This is a genomic window from Mycobacterium innocens (assembly GCF_900566055.1).
GTDB classification, from domain to species: Bacteria; Actinomycetota; Actinomycetes; order Mycobacteriales; family Mycobacteriaceae; genus Mycobacterium; species Mycobacterium innocens.
Window position 1 is genome coordinate 1 of record NZ_UPHQ01000104.1, and the last position, 24,024, is coordinate 24,024.

General features: G+C 66.8%; 21 protein-coding genes and 1 pseudogene. 14 read left to right on the plus strand and 8 right to left on the minus strand.

Going from position 1 to position 24,024, the window contains the following annotated elements; translation table 11 throughout:
• Positions 1–251, minus strand: a pseudogene (locus EET03_RS31405) (IS1380 family transposase); the annotation flags it as partial.
• 119 nt (positions 252–370) lie between these two features.
• Positions 371–943, minus strand: a complete 573-nt coding sequence (locus EET03_RS11745) for a class I SAM-dependent methyltransferase (protein ID WP_075542835.1) — start codon at positions 941–943, stop codon at positions 371–373.
• A gap of 65 nt (positions 944–1,008) precedes the next feature.
• On the opposite strand from EET03_RS11745, the gene EET03_RS11750 reads away from it, so the two are divergent.
• On the plus strand, positions 1,009–2,421 hold the full coding sequence (locus EET03_RS11750) for a DNA polymerase IV (protein WP_099194143.1): 1,413 nt from the start codon (positions 1,009–1,011) through the stop codon (positions 2,419–2,421).
• On the opposite strand, the gene EET03_RS11755 is transcribed toward EET03_RS11750, so the two are convergent.
• A complete protein-coding gene (locus EET03_RS11755; protein WP_244232330.1) occupies positions 2,386–3,357 on the minus strand; it encodes an asparaginase in 972 nt (323 codons plus the stop codon). The two genes, EET03_RS11750 and EET03_RS11755, sit on opposite strands and share 36 nt — an antisense overlap.
• Positions 3,358–3,399: 42 nt before the next feature.
• On the opposite strand from EET03_RS11755, the gene lspA reads away from it, so the two are divergent.
• From lspA to EET03_RS31410, 3 genes are all read left to right on the plus strand, one after another.
• On the plus strand, positions 3,400–4,035 hold the full coding sequence (lspA, locus tag EET03_RS11760; protein ID WP_075542837.1) for a signal peptidase II: 636 nt from the start codon (positions 3,400–3,402) through the stop codon (positions 4,033–4,035).
• The gene (locus tag EET03_RS11765) at positions 4,035–4,961 is read left to right on the plus strand and encodes an RluA family pseudouridine synthase (RefSeq protein ID WP_075542838.1); all 927 of its coding nucleotides are present in this window, start codon (positions 4,035–4,037) and stop codon (positions 4,959–4,961) included. The genes lspA and EET03_RS11765 overlap by 1 nt, the downstream gene beginning before the upstream one ends.
• A gap of 252 nt (positions 4,962–5,213) precedes the next feature.
• Positions 5,214–5,633 (plus strand): YciI family protein, encoded by a 420-nt coding sequence (locus EET03_RS31410; RefSeq protein WP_075542839.1) that lies wholly within the window; start codon positions 5,214–5,216, stop codon positions 5,631–5,633.
• Between the two features lie 37 nt (positions 5,634–5,670).
• Here the strand turns inward: EET03_RS31410 and EET03_RS11775 are convergent, their stop codons facing one another.
• Complete coding sequence (locus EET03_RS11775; RefSeq protein WP_075542840.1) at positions 5,671–6,081, minus strand: group I truncated hemoglobin; 411 nt, start codon at positions 6,079–6,081, stop codon at positions 5,671–5,673.
• A gap of 227 nt (positions 6,082–6,308) precedes the next feature.
• Between EET03_RS11775 and EET03_RS11780 the strand changes: the two genes are divergently transcribed.
• From EET03_RS11780 to dnaE, 4 genes are all read left to right on the plus strand, one after another.
• Positions 6,309–7,325: an SDR family NAD(P)-dependent oxidoreductase gene (locus tag EET03_RS11780; protein ID WP_075542841.1), complete on the plus strand. Its 1,017-nt coding sequence runs from the start codon at positions 6,309–6,311 to the stop codon at positions 7,323–7,325.
• A 4-nt stretch (positions 7,326–7,329) separates the two neighbouring features.
• Positions 7,330–8,133, plus strand: coding sequence for an SDR family NAD(P)-dependent oxidoreductase (locus tag EET03_RS11785; RefSeq protein ID WP_075542842.1), 804 nt, complete (start codon positions 7,330–7,332; stop codon positions 8,131–8,133).
• Positions 8,134–8,460: 327 nt separating this feature from the next.
• The gene (locus tag EET03_RS11790) at positions 8,461–8,892 is read left to right on the plus strand and encodes a type II toxin-antitoxin system Rv0910 family toxin (RefSeq protein WP_075542843.1); all 432 of its coding nucleotides are present in this window, start codon (positions 8,461–8,463) and stop codon (positions 8,890–8,892) included.
• 67 nt (positions 8,893–8,959) lie between these two features.
• A complete protein-coding gene (dnaE, locus tag EET03_RS11795) occupies positions 8,960–12,511 on the plus strand; it encodes a DNA polymerase III subunit alpha (protein ID WP_075542844.1) in 3,552 nt (1,183 codons plus the stop codon).
• Between the two features lie 7 nt (positions 12,512–12,518).
• Here the strand turns inward: dnaE and EET03_RS31415 are convergent, their stop codons facing one another.
• Positions 12,519–14,396, minus strand: coding sequence for a protein arginine N-methyltransferase (locus EET03_RS31415; RefSeq protein WP_099194145.1), 1,878 nt, complete (start codon positions 14,394–14,396; stop codon positions 12,519–12,521).
• Entirely contained in the window at positions 14,383–14,946 is a 564-nt protein-coding gene (locus EET03_RS31420) for a glycosyltransferase (RefSeq protein ID WP_244232324.1), read from the minus strand. Before EET03_RS31420 ends, EET03_RS31415 begins: the two co-directional genes overlap by 14 nt.
• A gap of 295 nt (positions 14,947–15,241) precedes the next feature.
• Here EET03_RS31420 and EET03_RS11810 point away from each other — a divergent pair, with 295 nt between their 5' ends.
• Both EET03_RS11810 and EET03_RS11815 read left to right on the plus strand, forming a co-directional pair.
• Entirely contained in the window at positions 15,242–16,942 is a 1,701-nt protein-coding gene (locus tag EET03_RS11810; protein ID WP_075542847.1) for a long-chain fatty acid--CoA ligase, read from the plus strand.
• Positions 16,939–18,822 (plus strand): lysophospholipid acyltransferase, encoded by a 1,884-nt coding sequence (locus EET03_RS11815; protein ID WP_099194146.1) that lies wholly within the window; start codon positions 16,939–16,941, stop codon positions 18,820–18,822. Before EET03_RS11810 ends, EET03_RS11815 begins: the two co-directional genes overlap by 4 nt.
• Positions 18,823–18,829: 7 nt before the next feature.
• Here EET03_RS11815 and EET03_RS11820 read toward each other — a convergent pair whose 3' ends face one another.
• Positions 18,830–19,060: a hypothetical protein gene (locus EET03_RS11820; protein WP_075542849.1), complete on the minus strand. Its 231-nt coding sequence runs from the start codon at positions 19,058–19,060 to the stop codon at positions 18,830–18,832.
• Positions 19,061–19,199: 139 nt separating this feature from the next.
• Between EET03_RS11820 and EET03_RS11825 the strand changes: the two genes are divergently transcribed.
• The 3 genes from EET03_RS11825 (at position 19,200) to EET03_RS11835 (ending at position 21,976) form a co-directional block, all read left to right on the plus strand.
• A complete protein-coding gene (locus EET03_RS11825; RefSeq protein WP_075542850.1) occupies positions 19,200–19,637 on the plus strand; it encodes a nitroreductase family deazaflavin-dependent oxidoreductase in 438 nt (145 codons plus the stop codon).
• 33 nt (positions 19,638–19,670) lie between these two features.
• Entirely contained in the window at positions 19,671–20,963 is a 1,293-nt protein-coding gene (ilvA, locus tag EET03_RS11830) for a threonine ammonia-lyase (RefSeq protein ID WP_063470310.1), read from the plus strand.
• Positions 20,964–21,055: 92 nt separating this feature from the next.
• A complete protein-coding gene (locus tag EET03_RS11835) occupies positions 21,056–21,976 on the plus strand; it encodes a phosphatase PAP2 family protein (RefSeq protein WP_075542851.1) in 921 nt (306 codons plus the stop codon).
• A 13-nt stretch (positions 21,977–21,989) separates the two neighbouring features.
• Here EET03_RS11835 and EET03_RS11840 read toward each other — a convergent pair whose 3' ends face one another.
• Positions 21,990–22,649 (minus strand): pyridoxamine 5'-phosphate oxidase family protein, encoded by a 660-nt coding sequence (locus EET03_RS11840; protein ID WP_099194147.1) that lies wholly within the window; start codon positions 22,647–22,649, stop codon positions 21,990–21,992.
• 40 nt (positions 22,650–22,689) lie between these two features.
• Here EET03_RS11840 and EET03_RS11845 point away from each other — a divergent pair, with 40 nt between their 5' ends.
• On the plus strand, positions 22,690–24,015 hold the full coding sequence (locus tag EET03_RS11845) for an aminotransferase class I/II-fold pyridoxal phosphate-dependent enzyme (RefSeq protein WP_075542914.1): 1,326 nt from the start codon (positions 22,690–22,692) through the stop codon (positions 24,013–24,015).
• The last annotated feature ends 9 nt before the right edge of the window (positions 24,016–24,024 follow it).

The window sequence follows — 24,024 nt, forward strand, 5'->3', positions numbered from 1 at the left end:
CGCCTTGAGCAACTGCAGGTCCTCGTCGATCCGCTCGACCAGCCCCAACCGGGTGACCAGCCGATGCACCGCGGCGATCCCGCCGAAAGCGGTGGCATCGATGTTGGCGCCGACCTCGTAGCGCACCACCCCCGAGTTCAGCATCGGCCTGGCTGCGCGCCCCAGCGCCCCGCCCGCGCGTGCCGCGCCGCCACCCTGCGCCGCCGGCGTGTGATGTTTCGCCGACTCTGTTCATGCGCTAGCTTCTTCACCACAAGGGCCTTTCCCGCTGGGCTGCGTTGAGCTCGTAAACCCAGCCAGGGTAAGGCCTTTGCCCTATCCTTTCCAGCCGACACGCTTACTGAAGGACTAGGGCGCTTGGTTACTGGCGTCAAGCCGCGGGTTTGATCGCCCGCCAGCGTTGCCTGCGGTCGCGAACCTCAACATCGACATCGCGAAAACCCGCTGCGCGCAAGCGATCCGGCAAGGTCGCCGGCGGGATCGGGTTGCAGGTGTCGCGCAGGTGCAACAAGCTGAACACCAGAGACGGCACGCCGTCGCTGCCGGCGAATACGCCGCCCGGGCGCAGCACCCGGAAGGCTTCAGCGAACAGCCGGTCTTGCAGGTTAACGGTCGGCACGTGGTGCAGCATGGTGAACGAAACCACGGAGCTGAACTCGTCGGCGGGCAGTCTGGTGGCGGTGCCGTCGCCGATGATGATGCGTGCCCGGTCTCCGTACAGTTCCTGCAGCCGCTGCGCCATCGGGGCGTCGATCTCGACAGCGGTCAGGTTCGGCGTCTTGTCGACCAGGACCCGAAGAAATGCGCCGTATCCGGGTCCGATCTCGAGGGTGTTGTCGCCCAGGTCCACATCGGCGAGCACCCATGGCAAGACCTGGCTTTCAACTTCCCTGGCCCAGCGGTCGGAGTTACAGCACAACCGGTGAACCAGATTCATCGCCATACCGACTGACTTTAGACGACGGATGCTTCCGACGGTTCCGGCAGCCGTGAATAGCATTGCCCGTTGTGGAGTCCCGTTGGGTGCTGCACCTGGACATGGACGCGTTCTTTGCCTCGGTCGAACAACTCACCCGTCCTACACTCCAGGGCCGGCCCGTATTGGTGGGTGGCCTCGGCGGGCGCGGTGTGGTCGCCGGCGCCAGCTACGAGGCGCGAGTTTTCGGCGCCCGCTCGGCCATGCCGATGCACCAGGCCCGCCGGCTGATCGGCGTCACGGCGGTGGTGTTGCCGCCGCGCGGTCTGGTGTACGGGGTTGCCAGCCGCCGGGTGTTCGACACCGTGCGCAGCCTGGTTCCCGTCGTCGAGCAGCTGTCTTTCGACGAGGCATTCGGGGAACCGCCCCAACTCGGCGCGGCCACCGCCGAGGACGTAGAGACGTTCTGTGAAGCCTTGCGGCGACGGGTGCGCGAGGAGACCGGACTGGTTGCCTCGGTCGGGGCGGGCTCGGGCAAGCAGATCGCCAAGATCGCGTCCGGTCTGGCCAAGCCCGACGGCATTCGAGTGGTCCGCCGGGAGGAAGAACAGCGGCTGCTCCACGGCTTGCCGGTGCGGCGGTTGTGGGGAATCGGCCCGGTTGCCGAGGAGAAGCTGCATCGACTCGGCATCGAGACCGTGGGGCAGCTGGCCGCGCTGACCGACGTCGAGGTGGCCAACATCCTCGGCGCGACCGTCGGGCCCGCACTGCACCGGCTGGCCCGCGGTATCGACGATCGGCCCGTTGCCGAGCGAGCCGAAGCCAAGCAGATCAGCGCCGAGTCCACTTTCGCCGCCGACCTGACCACCCTTGACCAGCTGCGTGAGGCTATCGACCCGATCGCCGAACACGCGTATCAACGCCTGCTGCGCGACGGCCGCGGAGCTCGCACCGTCACCCTGAAGCTGAAGAAGGCCGACATGAGCACGCTGACCCGTTCGGCGACAATGCCCTATGCGACCACCGAGGCGGGGGCGCTGATCGCGGTGGCCCGGCGGCTGCTGCTGGACCCCGTTGAGATCGGGCCGATTCGCCTTCTCGGCGTTGGTTTTTCGGGGCTCAGCGAGGTACAGCAGGAGTCGCTGTTCCCCGACTTGGAGCTGTCACCGGATACGGCCGAGGAAGCCCAACACGACTTCCCGACATTACGGGCCGCGCAATTCGGCGGACCGGACAGCGCCGGATGGCGCATCGGCGACGACGTCGCCCACCCGGAACTCGGGCACGGCTGGGTGCAGGGGGCCGGCCACGGCGTGGTCACCGTCCGGTTCGAGACTCGTCGTTCAGGTCCGGGCCCGGCGCGGACCTTTCCCATCGATACCGGCGACCTCGCCGTCGCCAACCCGGTCGACAGCCTCGACTGGCCGGACTATGTCGGCCGGCTGCGGGTCGACGAGCCGACCGGCGTCTCAGCCCCAGCGGTCAATGACCTCGGCGACCGGTAGCCCGGCCGCCAGCGCGGCCATCAGCAACACCCGGGCCTGCGACGGTGGCAGCCGTGGCACCATCACCGCGCCGGCGTCCACCAGGTCGTGTCCGGGACCGTAGCCGGCGCCCACCCGTGCGCCGGCGACCCGGGTTGAGACCGCGACCACCACCCCATCGCCGCTGTGTCGGCGCACCGCGTCGATCACCGCCGACCCGGCATTTCCCGAACCCAATGCCTCTAGCACGATGGCCCGGGCGCCGGCGGCCACACACGCGTCCAACGTAACGGCGTCACTTCCCGGATACACCGCGACGATATCGACCCGCGGTGCCTCGGCGGCGCACAGTTCACCGAGGTAAGGGCGTTGCTTGGGGCTCGTCATCGTCACCGTGTCGGAGACCGCGCCAAGCAGTTCGCCGGCGAACCCGCTCAGGTCGTCGGTGGCCACCTTGCGCAGGCCCAGCGGTTGCAGCACCCGGCGCGCGAAACACACCAGCACGCCGCGGTCGCGGGCTGTCGCGTCGGCCGCCAGCGTCAGTGCGTCGCGCAGATTGACCGGACCGTCCGCGTCGGCGGCGTCGGCGCTGCGCATGGCGCCGGTGACGATCACCGGGGTGTCGCCGGAGTAGGTGAGGTCCAGCCAGAGCGCGGTTTCTTCGAGGGTGTCGGTGCCGTGCGTGATGACGACACCGACCGCACCGCCATCGACGGCGGATTGAACCGCGGCGCGGATGCGATCCCAATCGGCCGGGGTCAACAGCGAACTGTCGAGCGCCATCAGGTCCACGACATCGATGTCGAGGTCTGCGCCGGCCGCCGCGGTCAGCTCTGCCCCGCTGCGCGACGGACGGCGCACTCCGTCGGCGCCGATGCTGGTGGCGATCGTCCCTCCGGTGGTGATCACGCTGAGGCGGCCCATGCTGGGATCATCCCGCATGCCGGGCACCGCCATCCGCATGTGGGCGCTGTCACTGGACTAGGGGATGATGGTGGCGTGCCCGACGAACCAACAGGATCAGCCGATCCGCCTACTACGGCGGGGGATACCGGGGAACCTGAGGATTGCGCGCCGCCGCCTCCTAGGCGGCTGCGCTTGCTGCTGTCAGTTGCGGCGATCGTGCTGGCACTGGACATCGTCACCAAGGTGCTGGCCGTCAAGCTGCTGCCGCCGGGCCAGCCGGTTCCGATTATCGGCGACACGGTGACGTGGACGTTGGTACGCAATTCCGGTGCCGCATTCTCCATGGCGACCGGCTACACCTGGGTACTGACGCTGATCGCGACCGGCGTCGTCGTGGGCATCTTCTGGATGGGACGACGGCTGGTGTCACCGTGGTGGGCGCTGGGGCTGGGGATGATTCTGGGCGGCGCGATGGGCAATCTGGTTGATCGCTTCTTCCGGGCCCCCGGGCCGCTTCGGGGACATGTCATCGACTTCTTGTCGGTCGGCTGGTGGCCGGTGTTCAATGTCGCCGACCCGTCGGTGGTCGGTGGTGCGATCCTGCTGGTGGTCCTGTCGATCCTGGGCTTCGATTTCGACTCGGTAGGTCGGCGCAGACCCGACCGTGCCACGCCGAGTCGGGGCAAGGCCGACGGGGACACCGGCCGGCGCAAGGCCGATCAGCACTGATGACCGACCGCTCGATGCCCGTCCCGGAGGGATTGGCGGGTCTGCGCGTCGATGCCGGGCTGGCCCGTCTGCTCGGACTTTCCCGCAGCGCCGTGGCGGCCATCGCCGAGGGTGGTGGCGTGCACCTGGACGGCGTGCCGGCCGGCAAGTCCGACCGCCTGACGTCGGGGGCATGGCTGCAGGTTCGGCTGCCCGAGGCGCCGCCACCGCTGGAAAACACACCCGTCGACATCGAAGGCATGACGATTCTGTATTCCGACGACGACATCGTCGCCGTCGACAAACCGGCGGCTGTCGCCGCACACGCATCGGTGGGCTGGACCGGTCCCACGGTGCTCGGCGGTCTTGCCGCGGCGGGTTACCGCATCACCACATCCGGTGTGCACGAGCGGCAGGGCATCGTGCATCGCCTCGACGTCGGCACCTCCGGGGTGATGGTGGTGGCGCTGTCGGAACGGGCGTACACCGTGCTGAAGCGGGCATTCAAGCACCGCACCGTCGAGAAGCGTTATCACGCGCTGGTGCAGGGACACCCCGATCCGTCCAGCGGGACGATCGACGCACCGATCGGCCGCCACCCCGGCCCCGAATGGAAGTTCGCGGTCACCACGAACGGCCGCCACAGCGTGACTCACTACGACACCATGGAGGCTTTCGTCGCTGCCAGCCTGCTCGACGTCGAGCTGGAGACCGGACGCACTCACCAGATACGGGCGCATTTCGCCGCGCTGCGCCATCCGTGCTGCGGCGACCTGGTGTACGGAGCCGACCCCAAGCTGGCGAAAAGACTTGGCCTGGAACGGCAATGGCTGCACGCCCGGTCGCTGGCCTTCGCTCATCCGGCCGATGGCCGCCGGATCAAGATCGTCAGCCCTTACCCGCCGGATCTTCAGCACGCGCTGGATGTGTTACGAGCCGAGGGGTGATCCCCGCGTCGCCGCATGGTTGTTGCACCTGTCGATCTGATGGCGCGTCAATCGTCATAACGGTGACACCATCGAGTCGGAAAGGAACACCGTCATGCAGTACCGCCTACTCATGCACTATCAGGAGGGCGGCGAGATCGGGCTGAGTGAGGAAGACATGGCCCCCGCACGGCGCCGTTCTTCACCGCGCGCAACGGTGTCCCGCAGACTCAGGACGGGCCGTTTGCCGACACCAAAGAACGGCTCGGTGGGGTGTTCGTCATTGAGGTGCCCGACCTCGATGCGGCCCTGGCGTCGGCGCGACGATGCCCCGCAGCCGAGTGGGGATCCGTCGAAATCCGTTCTGTCGCAGTCACTTACGCTCGCGGTAAGGGCTGGTACCAGCCTGAGCGAGGTGCAGGCTCGGGTCACCGGGCTGGTTCGCGAGTCCTACGGCCGGTTGTTGGCGCTGAGCTCGACGGCCCGGACGCAGGGCTCAGCGCCCTCGATGCGATTGCCGACCCGGCGGTCGAGCGGTTTCAGCCAGCCTGGGCGGCGCGAGCCCGTCTGCTGGTCACAGCCGGTCGTCCCGCAGCGGCGGCCAAGGCCTACCGCGCGGCCATTGACCTGAGCACCGACGCCGGGGTCGTCAAATACCTGCAGCGACGACTCGTGGCGGTGGCGCGGCGCTGACCTTTCATCGGTGGGTTGGCAACCGTTTCGGGCCGGCTCAGACGCTGACAGTGGTGCTGTCGTCCGACGCGACGTCGGCGGCCAGCGGCGAGATCGTTTTCAGGATTTCGGTGATCGTCTCAGCGGGGACGCCGGCTGCGGCCAACGCGTCGCCCAAATGCCCGGCCACCAGGGTGAAGTGGCGCATGGTGATGCCACGGCCCTGATGCACCTGCTTCATCGGCGCACCGGTATATGGCTCCGGCCCGCCCAGAGCCGCGGCAAAGAATTCCGTCTGTTTGCCTTTGAGACGGCTCATATTCGTTCCGGTGAAGAAGCCGGCGAGTTGGTCATCGGCGAGCACCCGAGCGTAGAAATCCTCGACGACGACCTCGATCGCCTGGTACCCGCCGATCTGGTCGTAGATCGTGATCGGCGCGCGCTTGCGGAAACGTGACAGTAGTCCCATCCGGTCAGGGGAGCACGTCGGCGTTGCCTGGCCGTTAGGGACCGATCACGCCCGGATTATCAGTTGTAACAAGTCGATTGCTGTAGAACGCCGACGCGTCCCGCGGTTCGGCCAGGCGCCTGGCGGACTCGTATGCCGACAGGTTGGTCCCGGTCATTGACCGATGCCCTAGGTTTGCTTCATGACCATTGCCACATCCACCACACCGCCATCAGGAGCGACAACCGATGAATCTTGGTGACTTAGCGAACCTCGTCGAGAAGCCGTTCGCGACGGTGTCCAACATCGTCAACACGCCGAACTCCGCCGGGCGATACCGGCCCTTCTATCTGAGGAATCTGCTCGACGCGGTGCAGGGCCGGACACTGCGCGACGCGGTTGAGGGCAAGATCGTCCTCATCACCGGCGGGTCGTCGGGCATCGGCGAGGCGGCCGCGAAGAAGATCGCCGAAGCCGGGGGCGAGGTGGTTCTGGTCGCGCGCACCCGGGAGAACCTGGAAAAGGTCGCCGACGATATCCGCGGCAATGGCGGGGCGGCGCACGTGTACCCGTGCGATCTGTCCGACATGGACGCCATCGCCACCATGGCCGACCAGGTACTCGCCGATCTGGGACGGGTCGACATCCTGATCAACAACGCGGGGAGGTCAATTCGGCGCTCGCTGGAGCTGTCCTATGACCGGATTCACGACTACCAGCGGACCATGCAACTGAACTATCTGGGTGCGGTCCAGCTCATTCTCAAGTTCATTCCCGGTATGCGGGAACGCAAGTTCGGGCAGATCATCAACGTCTCCTCGGTCGGCGTGCAAACTCGAGCACCGCGCTTCGGCGCCTACATCGCCAGCAAGGCCGCTTTGGACAGCCTGTGCGACGCGCTGCAAGCCGAGACGGTCAGCGACAACGTCCGGTTCACCACCGTGCATATGGCACTGGTGCGGACGCCGATGATCAGCCCGACCACGATCTACGACAAATTCCCCACGTTGACCCCGGATCAGGCGGCCGGTGTGATCACCGATGCGATCGTGCACCGGCCGCGGCGGGCAAGCTCTCCTTTCGGACAGTTCGCGGCTGTGGCCGACGCTGTCAACCCGGCCGTCATGGACCGGGTACGCAACCGGGCGTTCAGCATGTTCAGGGATTCCGCTGCGGCCAAAGGAGGCGAAACTCCAACGGGCACATCAGAACTCGACAAGAGAAGCGAAACGTTCGTCCAGGCGACCCGAGGGATACATTGGTGAAATCATGAGTCTTCCCAAACCGAACAAGCAGGCCACGGTGGTCATCACCGGTGCTTCTTCCGGCATCGGCGTCCAACTGGCTCGCGGTCTGGCCCGCCGCGGCTTTCCGCTGGTGCTGGTGGCGCGGCGCCGGGAGCGCCTCGAGGAGCTCGCCGATCAATTGCGCGCGGAATTCTCGGTAGGTGTCGAGGTTTTGCCGCTCGATCTGGCCGATGCGCAAGCCAGAGCGCAGCTGGCCGATCGCCTGGGTACCTACGAGATCGCCGGCTTGTGCAATAGCGCGGGCTTCGGCACCAGCGGCCGTTTCTACGAGCTGTCCCCGGAACGCGAAAGTGAGCAGGTCACACTCAATGCGCTGGCCCTCATGGAACTCACCCGCGCAGCACTGCCCGGCATGGTCGAGCGCGGCGCGGGAGCGGTGCTCAACATCGCATCGATCGCCGGATTCCAACCGATTCCTTTCATGGCGGTGTACTCGGCCTCCAAGGCCTTTGTGCTGACCTTCTCCGAAGCCGTCCAAGAGGAGTTGCACGGAACCGGTGTGTCCGTCACGGCGCTGTGCCCGGGCCCGGTTCCTACCGAGTGGGCGGAGATCGCCAGTGCCGAGCGGTTCAGCATTCCCGTCGCGCAGGTGTCGCCGCGGGAGGTCGCCGAAGCCGCGATCGCCGGGATGCTTGCCGGCAAACGCACCGTGGTGCCGGGCGCGGTGCCCAAGTTGGTCAGCACCGGCGGCAGATTCCTACCGCGTACCCTGTTGCTGCCCGCGATCAGGATCGGCAACCGGCTGCGCGGCGGGCCCGGTCGCTAGGCCGGCTGGTGTCAACTCACGTGTCTCAGCAGTCTCAATAGTCCCTGGGCAGGGAAGGACGCGATGTGCCCACCTAGTAGCGACAAGTCGTGGCGTCATCGGGAGCGCCTGAAGGTGTCGCTACTAGGTGGGCACAAAGTGCATCCTCCCGGGCAGAGACAGGTGTGACGATTGTGACGAGCCGCCGGGCATCGTCGCCACGGCTGGGTTCGATTGCCGCGCTCCTCAGCGGGCCGCACGGCCCGCATCGTCGCCACGGCTGGGTTCGATTGCCGCGCTCCTCAGCGGGCCGCACGGCCCGCATCGTCGCCACGTTAGGCTCATCCGATGGCCTCCGTTGAGATGACCGCCGACGTCCCGATGACTCCCCACGGCACCTGGGAACACGTCTCCAATCTGTCGGAGTTGGGCGATTGGCTGGTGATCCACGAGGGATGGCGCAGCGAGCTGCCGGAGGAACTGAGCGAGGGCATCGAAATCGTGGGGGTGGCCCGGGCCAAGGGCATGCGCAACCGGGTCACGTGGACGGTGACCAAATGGGACCCGCCGCACGAGGTCGCGCTGTCCGGCTCCGGAAAGGGCGGCGCCAAGTACGGCGTTACCCTCACGGTCACGCCGACCAAGGTCGGGTCCAGCCTCGGCTTGCGCCTCGAGCTGGGCGGTCGTGCGTTGTTCGGGCCGGTGGGTTCGGCGGCTGCCCGAGCCGTCAAGGGCGACGTGGAAAAGTCGCTGCAGCAGTTCGTCGAGCTGTATGCCTAGCGACCACAAGACACACTCTGCGACACGCCCGAAAGCCGTCGGTGCTCAGTCATAGACTGGCGTCCCTATGAGCGGTTCATCTTCGCGGTCCTTCGTGCACCTGCATAACCACACCGAGTACTCGATGCTGGACGGTGCCGCGAAGATCAACCCCATGCTGGCCGAGGTCGAGCGGCTGCAGATGCCGGCGATCGGGATGACCGATCACGGAAACATGTTCGGCGCCAGCGAGTTTTACCACTCGGCGACACGGGCCGGGATCAAACCGATCATCGGTGTCGAGGCGTATATCGCGCCCGCTTCTCGTTTTGATACCCGGCGCATCTTCTGGGGCGACCCGAGCCAGAAGGCCGACGACATCTCGGGAAGCGGCTCCTACACCCACTTGACGATGATGGCCGAGAACGCCACCGGCCTGCGCAACCTGTTCAAGCTGTCGTCGCTGGCCTCCTTCGAGGGCCAGCTGAGCAAGTGGTCGCGCATGGATGCCGAGCTCATCGCCGAGCACGCCGAGGGAATCATCATCACCACCGGCTGTCCCTCGGGTGAGGTGCAGACCCGCCTTCGCCTCGGCCAGGAGCGTGAGGCGCTGGAGGCGGCGGCCAGATGGCGCGAGATCGTCGGCCCGGACAACTACTTCCTCGAGCTGATGGATCACGGGCTGACCATCGAACGGCGGGTCCGCGAGGGACTGCTCCACATCGGCCGCACCCTCGACATTCCACCGCTGGCCACCAACGACTGCCACTACGTGACCCGCGACGCGGCCCACAACCACGAAGCGCTGCTGTGCGTCCAAACCGGCAAGACCCTGTCGGACCCCAATCGCTTCAAGTTCGACGGCGACGGCTACTACCTCAAGTCCGCCGCCGAGATGCGCCAGATCTGGGACGACGAGGTCCCCGGCGCCTGCGACTCCACGCTGCTGATCGCCGAGCGGGTGCAGTCCTACGCCGACGTGTGGACGCCGCGTGACCGGATGCCCGTCTTCCCGGTTCCCGACGGCCACGACCCCGCGTCCTGGTTGCGCCACGAGGTGGCCGCGGGGCTGCGCCGACGGTTCCCCGACGGACCGCCCGACAGCTACGTCGCCCGCGCGGAATACGAGATCGATGTGATCTGCGCCAAGGGTTTTCCGTCCTACTTCTTGATCGTCGCCGACTTGATCGGCTACGCGAAGTCGGTGGGCATCCGCGTCGGACCGGGCCGCGGCTCCGCCGCCGGCTCCCTGGTCGCCTACGCCCTGGGTATCACCGACATCGACCCGATACCGCACGGTCTGCTGTTCGAGCGGTTCCTCAACCCCGAACGCACGTCGATGCCCGACATCGATATCGACTTCGACGACCGCCGACGTGGTGAGATGGTGCGCTACGCCGCCGACAAGTGGGGCCACGACCGGGTAGCTCAGGTCATCACCTTCGGCACCATCAAAACCAAAGCGGCGCTGAAGGACTCGGCCAGAATCCACTACGGCCAACCCGGCTTCGCGATTGCCGACCGGATCACCAAGGCGCTGCCGCCGGCCATCATGGCCAAGGACATTCCGCTGTCGGGCATCACCGATCCGGCCCACGAGCGATACAAGGAAGCCGCGGAGGTTCGCGGCCTGATCGAAACCGACCCGGACGTCCGCACCATCTACCAGACCGCACTCGGCCTGGAAGGCCTGATCCGCAACGCCGGCGTGCACGCCTGTGCGGTCATCATGAGCAGCGAGCCGCTGACCGAGGCCATCCCGCTGTGGAAGCGGCCGCAGGACGGCGCCATCATCACCGGCTGGGACTACCCGTCGTGTGAGGCGATCGGCCTGCTGAAGATGGACTTCTTGGGTCTGCGCAACCTGACGATCATCGGCGACGCGATCGACAACATCAAGGCCAACAAGGGAATTGACCTCGACCTGGAATCGGTGCCGTTGGACGACAAGCCCACCTATGAACTGCTGGGCCGCGGCGACACCCTGGGTGTGTTCCAGCTCGACGGCGGGCCGATGCGCGACCTGCTGCGCCGCATGCAGCCCACCGGCTTCGAAGACATCGTCGCGGTGCTCGCCCTGTACCGCCCCGGCCCGATGGGTATGAATGCCCACAGCGACTACGCCGACCGCAAGAACGGCCGGCAGGCGATCAAGCCGATCCACCCGGAGCTGGCGGAACCCCTCGAGGAGATCCTGGCCGAGACTTACGGCCTCATCGTCTACCAAGAGCAGATCATGCGTATCGCGCAGCGGGTGGCCAGCTACTCGCTGGCCCGAGCCGACATTCTACGCAAGGCCATGGGCAAGAAGAAGCGCGAAGTACTGGAAAAGGAGTTCGAAGGCTTCTCCGACGGCATGAAAGCCAACGGCTTCTCGGCAGGCGCCATCAAGGCGCTGTGGGACACCATCCTGCCGTTCGCCGACTACGCGTTCAACAAATCGCACGCCGCCGGCTACGGGCTGGTCTCCTACTGGACGGCCTACCTCAAGGCCAACTATCCGGCCGAATACATGGCCGGCCTGCTGACCTCGGTGGGCGACGACAAAGACAAGGCCGCTGTTTATCTGGCCGACTGCCGCAAGCTGGGCATCACCGTCTTGCCGCCGGACGTCAACGAGTCCGGGCTGAACTTCGCGTCGGTTGGCGAGGACATCCGCTACGGCCTGGGCGCGGTGCGGAACGTCGGCGCCAACGTCGTCGGCTCGCTGATCCAAACCCGCAACGACAAAGGCAAATTCACCGACTTCTCGGACTACCTGAACAAGATCGACATCTCGGCGTGCAACAAGAAGGTCACCGAGTCGTTGATCAAAGCGGGGGCGTTCGACTCGCTGGGCCATGCTCGCAAGGGTCTCTTCCTGGTCCACACCGACGCGGTGGACTCGGTGCTGGGCACCAAGAAGGCCGAGGCGATGGGGCAGTTCGACCTGTTCGGCGGCAACGACGACGGGACCGGCACCGCGGACCCCGTGTTCACCATCAAGGTCCCCGACGACGAGTGGGAGGACAAGCACAAGCTGGCCCTGGAACGGGACATGCTGGGGCTGTACGTGTCCGGGCATCCGCTCAACGGGGTGGCACACCTGCTGGCCGGCCAGGTCGATACCGCAATTCCGGCGATCCTGGACGGTGATGTGCCCAACGACGCCCAGGTGCGGGTGGGCGGCATTCTGGCGTCGGTCAACCGACGGGTCAACAAGAACGGAATGCCTTGGGCCTCGGCGCAATTGGAAGACCTCACGGGTGGAATCGAGGTGATGTTCTTCCCGCACACCTATTCCAGCTACGGCGCCGACATCGCCGACGACGCCGTGGTGCTGGTCAACGCCAAAGTCGCGATCCGTGACGACCGGGTTTCGTTGATCGCCAATGAGCTTGTGGTGCCCGATTTTTCCAACGCCCAGGCGCAGCGGCCGCTGGCCGTCAGCCTGCCTACCCGGCAGTGCACCTTCGACAAGGTGACGGCGCTCAAGCAGGTGCTGGCGCGTCATCCCGGCACCTCGCAGGTGCACTTGCGGCTCATTAGCGGGGACCGGATCACCACGCTGGAGCTCGATCAGTCGCTGCGGGTGACGCCCTCGCCGGCATTGATGGGGGACCTCAAGGAGCTGCTCGGTCCGGGATGCCTGGGCGGTTAGCGCCCCGTCACCCGCCACATCGCAGCGCGAAAAGTTCCGGATGGACCATGTCCAACGGCCCTGTCATGGCGGGCCATCCGTGCCCATGGGCGACGTCGTCGGTGGCATAGACGAGCACGTTCTGCCGGTACCACCACTCGCACCGGGTGTCCCACCACAGCCGGCTGCGGAGGAGGTCGTAGGGCCGGTAGCCGTGGGTGGCGAACAGCGCCGCCCAGAAGCTCGGCCACCTCTCGTTGACATGCCCGGTTCCGCCCTGGCCGGGGATCGCCGCCGAAAAGACGATCACGTCGCCGTGTCGACAGAGGCTGTCGACGAGCGTCTGGGCGGCCTCCGGCGGCAGGTGCTCAGCCACTTCAAGGCATGTGACCAGGTCGAATCGACGATCCAGGTCCAACGGGGTGGTCAGGTCATGGTCGATGAAGCGGTCGGCGGGGATGCATAGCTGAGTGCGCGGGACATATTCGCCGTCCACTCCGATGGCGTCGGCGCCGCTGTCCAGCCAGGTCGCAACCCAACCGCCGACCCCACAGCCAACGTCGAGGACCGAGCTGGGCCGGGTCAGCTCGGCCAACATCGGCACCATTACCGTGGCGGAGGCGGACGATCCCGCGGCCTGCCCGTCGTAGAACGCCGGTGTATAGAGCGTGGTTTCGCTACCGTCGCCGGCGATGCAGAGCACCTCGTCGAGGCTGGCCGTGCGCATCCCTGCCGCCCTCGCCCGCCGCCCGAGTTCGGCGATCAGATCCGGGTCCGTGCCGTCCACTCCGCTCGCTCGATCCAGTCGTGCGGTGTCGAACATCGCCGGGCCGTGCGCAACCTCCTCGGTGAGCAGGTATCGGCCGGCGTCGGGTGTTCGGCGCACCGCCTGCTCGGGCGCGCTGGCGCCCGTCAGCTTGACCGCGTCGGCGAGGTTGATGCCCACCTGATACACCTGCGGTTCGGCTTCGAGCACCGCCGTGAGGCGGGTGATCAGGCTTTCGGGTGCGAAGAATCGCCAGCCCCGGCCCAGGTGTAGCCAGAACCGTGCGTCGATCTGGGCGCGGATTTGCCCGAGCTGAGCGCCGATGCGAACAACGTCGAGGAATTCGTAACGCTGACACAGTGTTTCGCGATCCGGGCCGGACAAGCCGGCATCGACGACCAGGAAGCGCCCGACCCGCGAGACGTCGCTGCAGCAGCGCAGAAATGAGTTCAGCGTCTGCTCGGTGGCAGCGAGATCCGGCCCGGCGATCAGACTGACGACCACCCCGGCGTTGGGATGGCCCGGGCGCGGCGGGGACGCCAGCAGCGGGGGATCGGGGTAGGTGGACGCTGCCTCGATCATCGTCGGCGCGCAGATGTCGCAGTTTTCCGCGATCCGTTGGCGCTCGTTCTCCGGGAGGTCGGATCGGGCCAGCACGCGCCGCCACAGCGAGAACGCCTCGGCGTGCTTGCCGATCCAGGACGCGCACACCGCTTGTTCGTCGGCTATCCGCCAGTTGTAGATGTCGGCGCGGACAAACAACATGTCCTGGTCGGGGAACGGGATCTCGGCGGCACGCTTGGCGAACTCGTAGCCGAGCTGGTAGCACCCATCGGTGCGGTACCGGGCGGCGATGGCAAACAATGACTCGGCTCGGGTGGGCCGAAACTCCCAGGCCCGCAGGTAGGCGTCGCGCACGTCAGGCCACGGTTCGTTGAGCTCGCCCATCGACACCGCGACCCGCCACAACGCGTAGTAGGTCTCCTCCTCCCAGCCGCCCATCTCGGCTCGGCGCGCATACCACGTGCGCGCGTTGGCGAAATCGCCAAGGTCGTAGTAGCTCTGGGCCAAATAAAAGACCGACCGCGCGTCCGCGGGGTTGCGCTCAACCTCGGCCAGCAACAGATCACGGTCGCGCATACTTCTGCCCAGACAAGTTGCGGGCACCGCGTTGACGATCTTCGATGTGGTACTCGCCCTCCAGGCGCGCCTCCACGCAGCAGTCGAAGTCCCACATCGGGGCCTCGTGAGTGACGCCCACCCACCGCACCCGCAGCCCGTCGCGGAACAATTGCGAGCGATAGTAGCCGTGGGCATTGCACAGGTAGCGCACCCAGTAGACGTCGGCACCGAGGCCCGCGAAATCGGGTGTGCCCACCAGCAAGTCGTCGGCATCGACCACCCAGACGTAGTCGCCATGGCCCTGGGCCAGGGTCAGCGCCTCGGTGCGGTTGTCGCCGAAGTTGCGCCACGGGCGTTCGTACAGCTCACCGGGAATGCCGAGCCGGGCCATGTGGTCGCGAATGAGGTCCTGAGTCCCGTCGTCGGAGCCGGTGTCCACGATCACCCACGAGCTGATGTAGGGCGCCACCGAGTCGAGTGCCTCGGCCACGATGTGTGCCTCGTTTCGCACGATCATGTTGAGGCAGATCGCCGGCCGCTTCGAGTGCTCTGCCCCTCGGTCGGACACCGCAAAATCGTACCCAGCGATCGCGCGTCGGGTTGCGGATATGTGCCGCCGGGGCAGACCTCAAGCAGCCGCTCCGTCCGCGGCGCTGGGGCGCTCGATCCGGGGATGGCCAGTCACACCCATCTTGCCTCTCCAGATTCCTTGATAACCAACTGAATCCGGCCTGCGCACAGGTCAACCTCGGGTGCGGGCGCCAGGCGCGGGCTTCCATGCCCGGCGATCGCCGACGTACGCTCACCGATGTGAGCGGGCAGCGCTGATTCGCACACGATGAAGCCGCGAAGGAGAGGGACAGATGACCACGACCGAGCGCCCGGCCACCATGTGCCAGGCATTTCAGCGAACCGCGGCCGTCGACCCAGATGCGGTGGCACTGCGGACCCCCGGTGGCGCCCAGACGCTGACCTGGCGCGAGTACGCGGACCAGGTGCGTCACGTTGCCGCCGGCCTTGCGGGTCTGGGGGTCGGGCGCGGCGACACAGTTTCGCTGATGATGGCCAACCGCATCGAGTTCTATCCGCTGGAAGTGGGCGCCCAACACGTTGGCGCCACGTCGTTTTCGGTCTACCACACGTTGCCCGCCGAGCAGCTGACCTACGTGTTCGACAACGCCGGCACCAAGGTGGTGCTCTGCGAGGAGCAATACGTCGACCGCATCCGTGCCAGTTGTGCCCCCATCGACCACATCGTCTGCATTGACGGCGCGCCTGAGGGCACCATCTCGGTCGCCGAGCTCTATGCGGCCGCGCCCGCTGATTTCGACTTCGAGGCGGCGTGGCGCGCGGTCCGGCCCGACGACGTCGTCACCCTCATCTACACATCCGGAACCACCGGGAACCCCAAGGGTGTGGAGATGACTCACACCAACCTGCTGTTCGAGGGCTACGCCATCGACGAGGTGCTCGGAATCGAGTTCGGTGACCGGGTCACGTCGTTTCTGCCGTCGGCGCATATCGCCGACCGGATGACCGCGCTGTACCTCCAGGAGATGTTCGGCACCCAGGTCACGGTGGTTTCCGACGGCCGCGCCATCGCGGCGGCGTTGCCCGACGTGCGGCCGACCGTGTGGGGCGCGGTGCCCCGGGTATGGGAAAAGCTCAAGGCCGGAATCGAATTCACGGTCAGCCACGAGACCGACGAGATGAAGCGGCACGCACTGCAGTGGGCGATCTCGGGCGCCGCGCCCATCCCGAAGGAGACGCTGGGTTTCTTCGCCGGCATCGGCATCCCGATCGCCGAGATTTGGGGGATGTCCGAGCTGAGCTGCGCGGCCACCGCGTGTCACCCCCGCGACGCGCGGCTGGGCAGCGTCGGCAAGCTGCTGCCCGGGCTGGAGGGCAGGATCGCCGACGACGGTGAATATCTGGTCCGCGGCCCGCTGGTGATGAAGGGTTACCGCAAGGAACCGGAGAAGACCGCGGCGGCCATTGATGCCGACGGCTGGCTGCACACCGGCGACATTTTCGACGTCGACGAGCACGGCTACCTGCGGGTGGTCGACCGGAAGAAGGAGTTGATCATCAATGCGGCCGGAAAGAACATGTCGCCGGCCAACATTGAGAACACCATCCTGGCCGCCTGCCCGATGATCGGAGTGATGATCGCGATCGGCGACGGGCGCCCTTACAACACCGCGCTGCTGGTCTTCGATGCCGATTCGGTCGGTCCGTACGCCGCCCAGCACGGATTGGCCGAAGCCTCGCCCGCGGCCCTGGCCGCCGACCCCGAGGTGATCGCCCGGATCGCGGCCGGCGTGGCCGAGGGCAACGCCAAACTTTCCCGGGTGGAGCAGATCAAGCGCTTCCGGGTACTGCCCACCTTGTGGGAGCCCGGCGGTGACGAGATCACACTGACCATGAAGCTCAAGCGCCGCCCGATCCTTGCCAAGTACGCCGCCGAGGTCGAGGAACTCTACGTGGCCGAGCCGGGACCCGATGTCCACGAACCGGCCGTCACGGCGACCGCACAACCGGCATCACTGGGGGAGCGGCGGTGACGGCGCGCGAAGCCGGTCGTATTGCGGTGCGAAAGCTGCTGCAGCGCACCGGAATTATCGACGAATCGATCACGCCGTTGTCGACCGACCCGCCCGAGGTCGTCCAGTTGCTGGGCACCCCGTGGTACGACGACCGGTTGGCCAGGCTGGCCAACGAGCTCGGGCGTGATCCGGACAGCGTGCGCGCCGAGGCCGCGGGCTACCTGCGGGAGATGGCGGCCTCGCTCGACGAGCGGGCAGTGGAAGCGTGGCGGGGTTTCAGTCGCTGGCTCATGCGGGCCTACGACGTGCTGGTCGACGGGGACCAGATCGCCGCGCTGCGCAAGCTGGATCGCAGGGCGACCCTGGCGTTCGCCTTCTCGCACCGCTCGTACTTGGACGGCTTACTGCTGCCCGAGGTGATCCTGGCCAATCGGCTGTCACCGGCGCTGACCTTTGGCGGCGCAAATTTGAACTTCTTCCCGATGGGTGCGTGGGCCAAGCGCACCGGGGCCATTTTCATTCGGCGCCAGACCAAAGACATTCCCGTTTACCGGTTCGTGCTGCGCGCCTACGCCGCGCAGCTGGTGCAAAACCATGCCAACCTGACCTGGTCGATCGAGGGAGGCCGGACCCGGACCGGCAAGCTACGCCCTCCGGTGTTCGGGATCTTGCGCTACATAGCCGACGCCGTCGACGAAATCGACGGTCCGGAGGTGTATTTGGTGCCGACGTCCATCGTGTACGACCAGCTGCACGAGGTGGAGGCCATGACCACCGAGGCCTATGGTGCGGTGAAACCACCGGAAGACTTGCGCTTCCTGATCCGGCTCGCGCGCCAGCAGGGTGAACGGCTCGGCCGTGCCTACCTGGACTTCGGCGAGCCGCTGCCGCTGCGCAAACGCCTCGAGGAGTTGCGGGCCGACGAATCGGGGACCGGGACCGAGATCGAACGCATTGCCCTCGACGTGGAACACCGCATCAACCGTGCCACGCCGGTCACGCCGACCGCGGTGGTCAGTCTGGCGCTGCTGGGTGCTGACCGCTCGCTGTCCATCAGCGAGGTGCTGGCCACGGTGCAGCCGCTGGCCAGCTACATCGCGGCGCGCCACTGGTCGGTGGCCGGCGCGGCGGATCTGACGAACCGCTCCACGATCCGATGGGCCCTGCACCAAATGGTGGCGTCGGGGGTGGTGAGCGTCTACGAGGCCGGTACCGAAGCGGTGTGGGGCATCGGCGAGGACCAGCATCTCGTCGCCGCGTTCTATCGCAACACCGCAATCCACATCTTTGTCGACCGTGCGATCGCGGAGATGGCGTTGTTGGCGGCCGCAGAGATCTCCGAACGTTCCGGGAATGGTTCCGTGTTACCGGCTACCGTGCGCGACGAGGCGCTGCGGCTTCGCGAGCTCCTGAAGTTCGAGTTCCTGTTCTCGGCGCGTGCGCAGTTCGAGAAGGACCTCGCCGACGAAGTCCGGCTGATCGGGCCGGTGGAAGACACCACCAAGGCGGCCACCGCGGAGCAGGTGCGGCGGCTGCTGGAGTCGGCCGATCTGCTGCTCGCGCATCTGGTGTTGCGGCCGTTCCTGGACGCCTACCACATCGTTGCCGACCGGCTGGCCGCCTGCGAAGACGACGTGTTCGACGAGCAGGCGTTTCTTGCCGAGTGTCTGCAGGTGGGCAAGCAGTGGGAATTACAGCGCAGAATTGCCAACGCCGAGTCGCGGTCGATGGAGCTTTTCAAGACCGCACTTCGACTGGCTCGCCATCGTGAGCTGGTGGACGGAGCCCCCGACTCCGACTCCCACGACATCGCCCAACGGCGGCGTGAATTCGCCGACGAGATCGCGACGGCCATACGGCGGGTCAACGCGATCGCCGAACTGGCCAGAACTCGGTGAACCGCGGTTAGCGCTGGGCCGGCGTCAGCACCTTCAACACCAGGCCGACCACGATTCCCACTGCGGCGGCGCCCAGCACAGCCGCGGCTGCACTCATGGTCACCACCCCGAGCAGTACCAGGGCGGCGAACCCGGCGATCACGGCGAACAACTTGTGCCGCGGCCAGGGCACACCCGCGATCAGCACGTTCGCATTATTCGGGGCGGCGAACGAACGCAATCGTTCGGCTGTGGTCATGAATTCAGGATACCGTTACTTTGATTTCGGGTAACCGAAGTTGAGATCGGAGCTTCGGGGCGGCGGCGACAGCGGCCGGATCGCCTCGCGAGTCCTGGACGCCGCGGCGGCTCGAGCATGCCTCTCTAGAGTGGTGCTTATGCCGTTAGATGGTGAATACGCGCCCAGCCCCCTCGACTGGTCGCGCGAACAGGCCGACAAGTACTCGGAATCAGGCGGGACCGAAGGCGCAGAACTCAAGGGCAAACCCGTCGTTTTGTTGACCACCGTCGGGGCCAAGACCGGCAAACTGCGCAAGACGCCGCTGATGCGGGTGGAGCATAACGGCGAGTACGCAGTCGTCGCCTCGTTGGGCGGGGCCCCGCAGGACCCGGTGTGGTACTACAACGTCAAGAAGAACCCGCGGGTCGAGCTTCGGGATGGCACTGTCACCCGTGACTACCAGGCCCGTGAGGTATTCGGCGACGAGAAGGCCACGTGGTGGGACAGGGCCGTGCAAGCCTGGCCGGACTACGCCGAATACCAGAAAAAGACCGACCGCCAGATCCCGGTGTTCGTGCTGACGCCGGTGAGCTGAGTCGCCCGGCGGCTGGCATGGCACCATTGATCGGTGTCCGCTGAACTGAGCCAGGGCCCGAGCAGCCTGCCGCTGCTGTCGGCGGCTGACATCGACAGTGCGGCGAAGCGGATTGCCCCGGTCATCACACCGACGCCGTTGCAGCGCAGTGACCGGTTGTCGGCGATCACCGGCGCGACGGTCTATCTGAAACGCGAAGACCTGCAGGTGGTGCGCTCTTACAAGCTGCGGGGGGCCTACAACCTGCTGGTGCAACTGACCGATGAGGAGCTGGCCGCCGGCGTGGTGTGCTGCTCGGCGGGTAACCACGCGCAGGGCTTCGCTTTCGCCTGCCGGGCACTGCGGGTGCACGGCCGCGTCTATGTCCCGGCCAAAACACCCAAACAAAAGCGAGACCGAATCCGCTACCACGGCGGGGAGTTCATCGAGTTGATCGTGGGCGGGGCGACCTATGACCTGGCCGCCGCGGCGGCGCTGGAAGACGTTCGCCGCACCGGCGCCACGCTGGTACATCCCTACGACGACCTGCGCACCATCGCCGGCCAGGGCACCATCGCCGTCGAAATCCTTTCCGAGCTCGGCCCGATCGTCCAAGAGCCTGACCTGGTGGTGGTGCCCGTGGGTGGCGGCGGCTGCATCGCCGGGATTACCACTTACCTGGCGGAGCGAACGACAACCACCGCGGTGCTGGGTATCGAGCCGGCCGGGGCCGCCGCGATGATGGCCGCGCTGGCCGCGGGCGAGCCGGTGACGTTGGACCACGTGGACCAGTTCGTCGACGGCGCTGCGGTCAGCCGGGCCGGGACGCTGACGTATACGGCGCTGGCAGCCGCCGGGGACATGGTGTCCATCACCACCGTCGACGAGGGCGCGGTGTGTACCGCGATGCTCGATCTCTATCAGAACGAGGGCATCATCGCCGAACCGGCGGGCGCCCTGTCGGTCGCCGGCTTGCTGGAAGCCGACATCGAGCCCGGGTCCACCGTGGTGTGCCTGATCTCGGGTGGCAACAACGACGTGTCGCGGTATGGCGAGGTGCTCGAGCGCTCGTTGGTTCACCTGGGCCTCAAGCACTATTTCCTGGTGGACTTCCCGCAGGAGCCCGGTGCGCTGCGCCGGTTTCTTGACGGGGTGCTCGGCCCCACCGACGACATCACCCTGTTCGAATACGTCAAACGCAACAACCGCGAGACCGGCGAAGCCCTGGTAGGTATCGAGCTCGGGTCGGCCGCGGACCTGGATCGACTGTTGGCCCGGATGCGGGCGACCGACCTTCACATCGAAGCCCTCGAGCCGGGTTCGCCGGCCTACCGCTACTTGCTGTAACCGGCATTCTTGCTCACATCTGCACGGGCCGATGGCTTGATAACCTGGTCGACGCCCGGACCGCCGCGTTCCCTTGCACGTTGGGTTGAAACATGAGCCAGCCATCTAAACCCGGTACGCCCGGTTTCGGTCTGGTGAGCGCAGCGACCGTGGCGTGTCTGGCACTACTGGTGGCCGCGGCGACGTGGATCGCCCGGAACGAGACGCCGATTCGCGGATTGTGGGCGCGGGCATGCAACGTCGCCGTGATCGGCCGCGTGGTGGCGTGGCTACGCGCGCGGGCCGGCGCCGGGGGAGGGGCGCCGACTCGCCGACTGGCGGTGTCCGAGGTCGCCGGTGTCGCGCTGCTCATCGGCGCTGCGGTGGTCACCGCGTTGGCGGTCTGCTTCACCGAAGTGCTCGATGACGTCCTCGAGGGTGACGGCATAGCGGGGATCGACCAACCGGCTGCCGAATGGCTTGCAGCTCACCGCGACCTGTGGTTGACCACGACGCTGCGGGTGGTCACCGCGGCGGGCGGTCCGGTCGGGATGGCGGCGCTCATCGTGCTGACCTGCGCTGCTGTCGTTTTTCGGTGCAGGTCGTGGCTGCCGGTGGTGCTTGCTCTGGTCGGTGGTGGTGGTATTGCACTGGTGGTTCTCGTTGCAAAAGCGCTGGTAGTCCGGGATCGGCCCGCCATGCCTTTCGCAACGATCGCCGAAGGCGGATACTCCTTTCCCTCCGGGCACGCGGCGGGTACCGCCGCGGTCACATTGCTCTCAGGGTGGCTGGTGGCCCGCTGGTTGATCATGTCGTGGACCGGGCGAATCATCGTGTGGACTTTGGCGATGGGCTGGACCGCCGTGGTCGGGTTCTCACGGATTTATCTGGGAGTGCACTACATCAGCGATGTGCTGGCCGGCTGGCTCTTGGGCATGGCCTGGGGCGGTGTCGTCGTGCTGGTCGGGACATGGTGGGACAGCACTTGGCGTGCGAGCGCTGCCGAGCCGGGTTCGGGTAGCCGCATACGGTGAGCGCACCGGTATCTCAGGGTCTGCGCGCGGCGGTCAGGTAGTCCGGCAGCGGGGTAGCGGGGTCGAGATCGTCGGCCGGTTGCGGTGTCCCCGCCGTCACGGTCAGCGGGATGACCCCGGCCCAATGCGGCAGCGCACGATCTTCCGGATCGTCGACCGGCCCGCCATGGCGCACCTTGGCCGAAACCTCGACCAGCTCGAGCGCAAGCACCGCGGCGGCGGCCAGTTCACGGGTGTTGGGGGTCCGGCAGTCGGCGGCGCGGCCCGGCCGGATGTGATCGAGCAGCGCCTGCAAGGCAGGCAACTTCTCGGCGTCGTCGTCCACCACACGCGCGCTGCCCATCACGACCACCGAGCGATAGTTCAGGGAATGGTGCATCGCCGAGCGAGCCAGCACCAGCCCGTCGACGACGGTGGCGGTGACGCAGACGGGCAGGCCGGCTGGCTTGGCGCCAAGCATGGGTCCGCTGCCGGTGGAGCCGTGAATGTACACCGTCTCGCCGCAGCGGACATGCATGGTCGGCAAGACCACCGGCCCGCCGTCGCGGACATAGCCGAGATGACAGAACAACGCCTCGTCCAGGATGCGGTGGACGGTCTCGCGGTCGTAATGTGCACGCTCGCGGTAGCGAGAGGGGGTGGTGCGCGGCGTTGGTTGGTATGCAGGGGACATATGATTGCCATCGCTTCCGTACTAGTACATAATTATGACTGTGCCAGCACAATATAGGATAACGGGGACGGGTGCCGAATCCATAGCCACCAGCGTCGAACAAGCCATCTCCCAAGGCAGTCTCGCGCCCGGCGACACCCTGCCGCCGATCCGCGATGTCGCGGGGCAACTCGGCGTGAATCCCAATACGGTGGCCGCCGCCTACCGTATCCTTCGTGATCGCGGGGCCGTCGAGACCGCGGGGCGGCGCGGTACCCGGGTGCGGAACCGCCCGGCCACGACACCTCGCTCCGCACTCGGTCTCGATGTCCCCGAAGGCGCCCGAGACTTGTCCACCGGAAACCCGGACCCCGCTTTGCTGCCGATCGGCGCCGCGCGACTGCGGACCCGTCCCGGACCGCCCGTCCTCTACGGACAGCCGCCGATGTCGGACGAGTTGGTCCACCATGCTCGCGCCGCGCTGACCGCGGATGCCGTCCCGGCCCATCACCTCGCGGTGACCAGCGGCGCGCTCGACGGGATTGAGCGGGCGCTGAGCGCACACCTGCGACCCGGTGACCGGGTCGCCGTCGAGGACCCGGGCTGGGCCAATCTGCTCGATCTGCTTGCGGCACTGAGGCTTAACGCGGAGCCGGTACGAGTCGACGACGACGGGCCGCTGGTTGCCGACCTTGCCCGGGCGCTGGGCCGCGGCGTGCGGGCACTGGTGGTCACCACCCGTGCGCAGAATCCGACCGGGGCGGCGTTGTCCGCGGATCGCGCGGCCGCGCTGGGCAAACTGTTGGCGGGCCGATCCGACGACGTGCTACTCGTCGAGGACGACCACTGCGCCGGCATCGCTGGGGTGCCGCTGCACACGCTGGCCGGCTCAACCGGCCACTGGGCTTTCGTGCGTTCTGCGTCGAAGGCCTATGGCCCCGACCTGCGCCTGGCCGTCCTTGCCGGAGACCAGCGGACGGTCGAACGGGTGCAGGGTCGGCTGCGGCTCGGGCCGGGCTGGGTGAGCCACCTGCTGCAGGATCTGGCCGTCACGCTGTGGTCGGACGAGGCCGCAACGCGCCTGGTCCGCAAGGCCGAACGGCGCTACGCCGATACCCGCGTACGGTTGCGCGCTGCTCTGGCCGACCGCGGTGTCGTTGCGTATGGCCGATCCGGGCTGAACGTCTGGATTCCGGTGCCCGACGAGACGGTGGCGATCACCCGCCTGCTCAACACCGGCTGGGCGGCGGCGCCGGGATCGCGGTTTCGGATTGCGACCCCGGCCGGAATGCGCATCACCATTGCCGATCTGACCGTGGGCGAGATCGACCCCCTTGCCGACTCGATTGCCGAGGCGATGCACGTCACCGGCCGTCGCAGCGTGTGAGCTAACGGT

Coding starts and splice junctions, on each gene's coding strand:
- EET03_RS11745 (WP_075542835.1), bottom strand. CDS start 943: ATGGCGATGAATCTGGTTCACCGGTTGTGCTGTAACTCCGACCGCTGG.
- EET03_RS11755 (WP_244232330.1), bottom strand. CDS start 3,357: ATGGCGGTGCCCGGCATGCGGGATGATCCCAGCATGGGCCGCCTCAGC.
- EET03_RS11765 (WP_075542838.1), top strand. CDS start 4,035: ATGACCGACCGCTCGATGCCCGTCCCGGAGGGATTGGCGGGTCTGCGC.
- EET03_RS11775 (WP_075542840.1), bottom strand. CDS start 6,081: ATGGGACTACTGTCACGTTTCCGCAAGCGCGCGCCGATCACGATCTAC.
- EET03_RS11780 (WP_075542841.1), top strand. CDS start 6,309: ATGAATCTTGGTGACTTAGCGAACCTCGTCGAGAAGCCGTTCGCGACG.
- EET03_RS11785 (WP_075542842.1), top strand. CDS start 7,330: ATGAGTCTTCCCAAACCGAACAAGCAGGCCACGGTGGTCATCACCGGT.
- EET03_RS11790 (WP_075542843.1), top strand. CDS start 8,461: ATGGCCTCCGTTGAGATGACCGCCGACGTCCCGATGACTCCCCACGGC.
- dnaE (WP_075542844.1), top strand. CDS start 8,960: ATGAGCGGTTCATCTTCGCGGTCCTTCGTGCACCTGCATAACCACACC.
- EET03_RS31415 (WP_099194145.1), bottom strand. CDS start 14,396: ATGCGCGACCGTGATCTGTTGCTGGCCGAGGTTGAGCGCAACCCCGCG.
- EET03_RS11810 (WP_075542847.1), top strand. CDS start 15,242: ATGACCACGACCGAGCGCCCGGCCACCATGTGCCAGGCATTTCAGCGA.
- EET03_RS11820 (WP_075542849.1), bottom strand. CDS start 19,060: ATGACCACAGCCGAACGATTGCGTTCGTTCGCCGCCCCGAATAATGCG.
- EET03_RS11825 (WP_075542850.1), top strand. CDS start 19,200: ATGCCGTTAGATGGTGAATACGCGCCCAGCCCCCTCGACTGGTCGCGC.
- EET03_RS11835 (WP_075542851.1), top strand. CDS start 21,056: ATGAGCCAGCCATCTAAACCCGGTACGCCCGGTTTCGGTCTGGTGAGC.
- EET03_RS11840 (WP_099194147.1), bottom strand. CDS start 22,649: ATGTCCCCTGCATACCAACCAACGCCGCGCACCACCCCCTCTCGCTAC.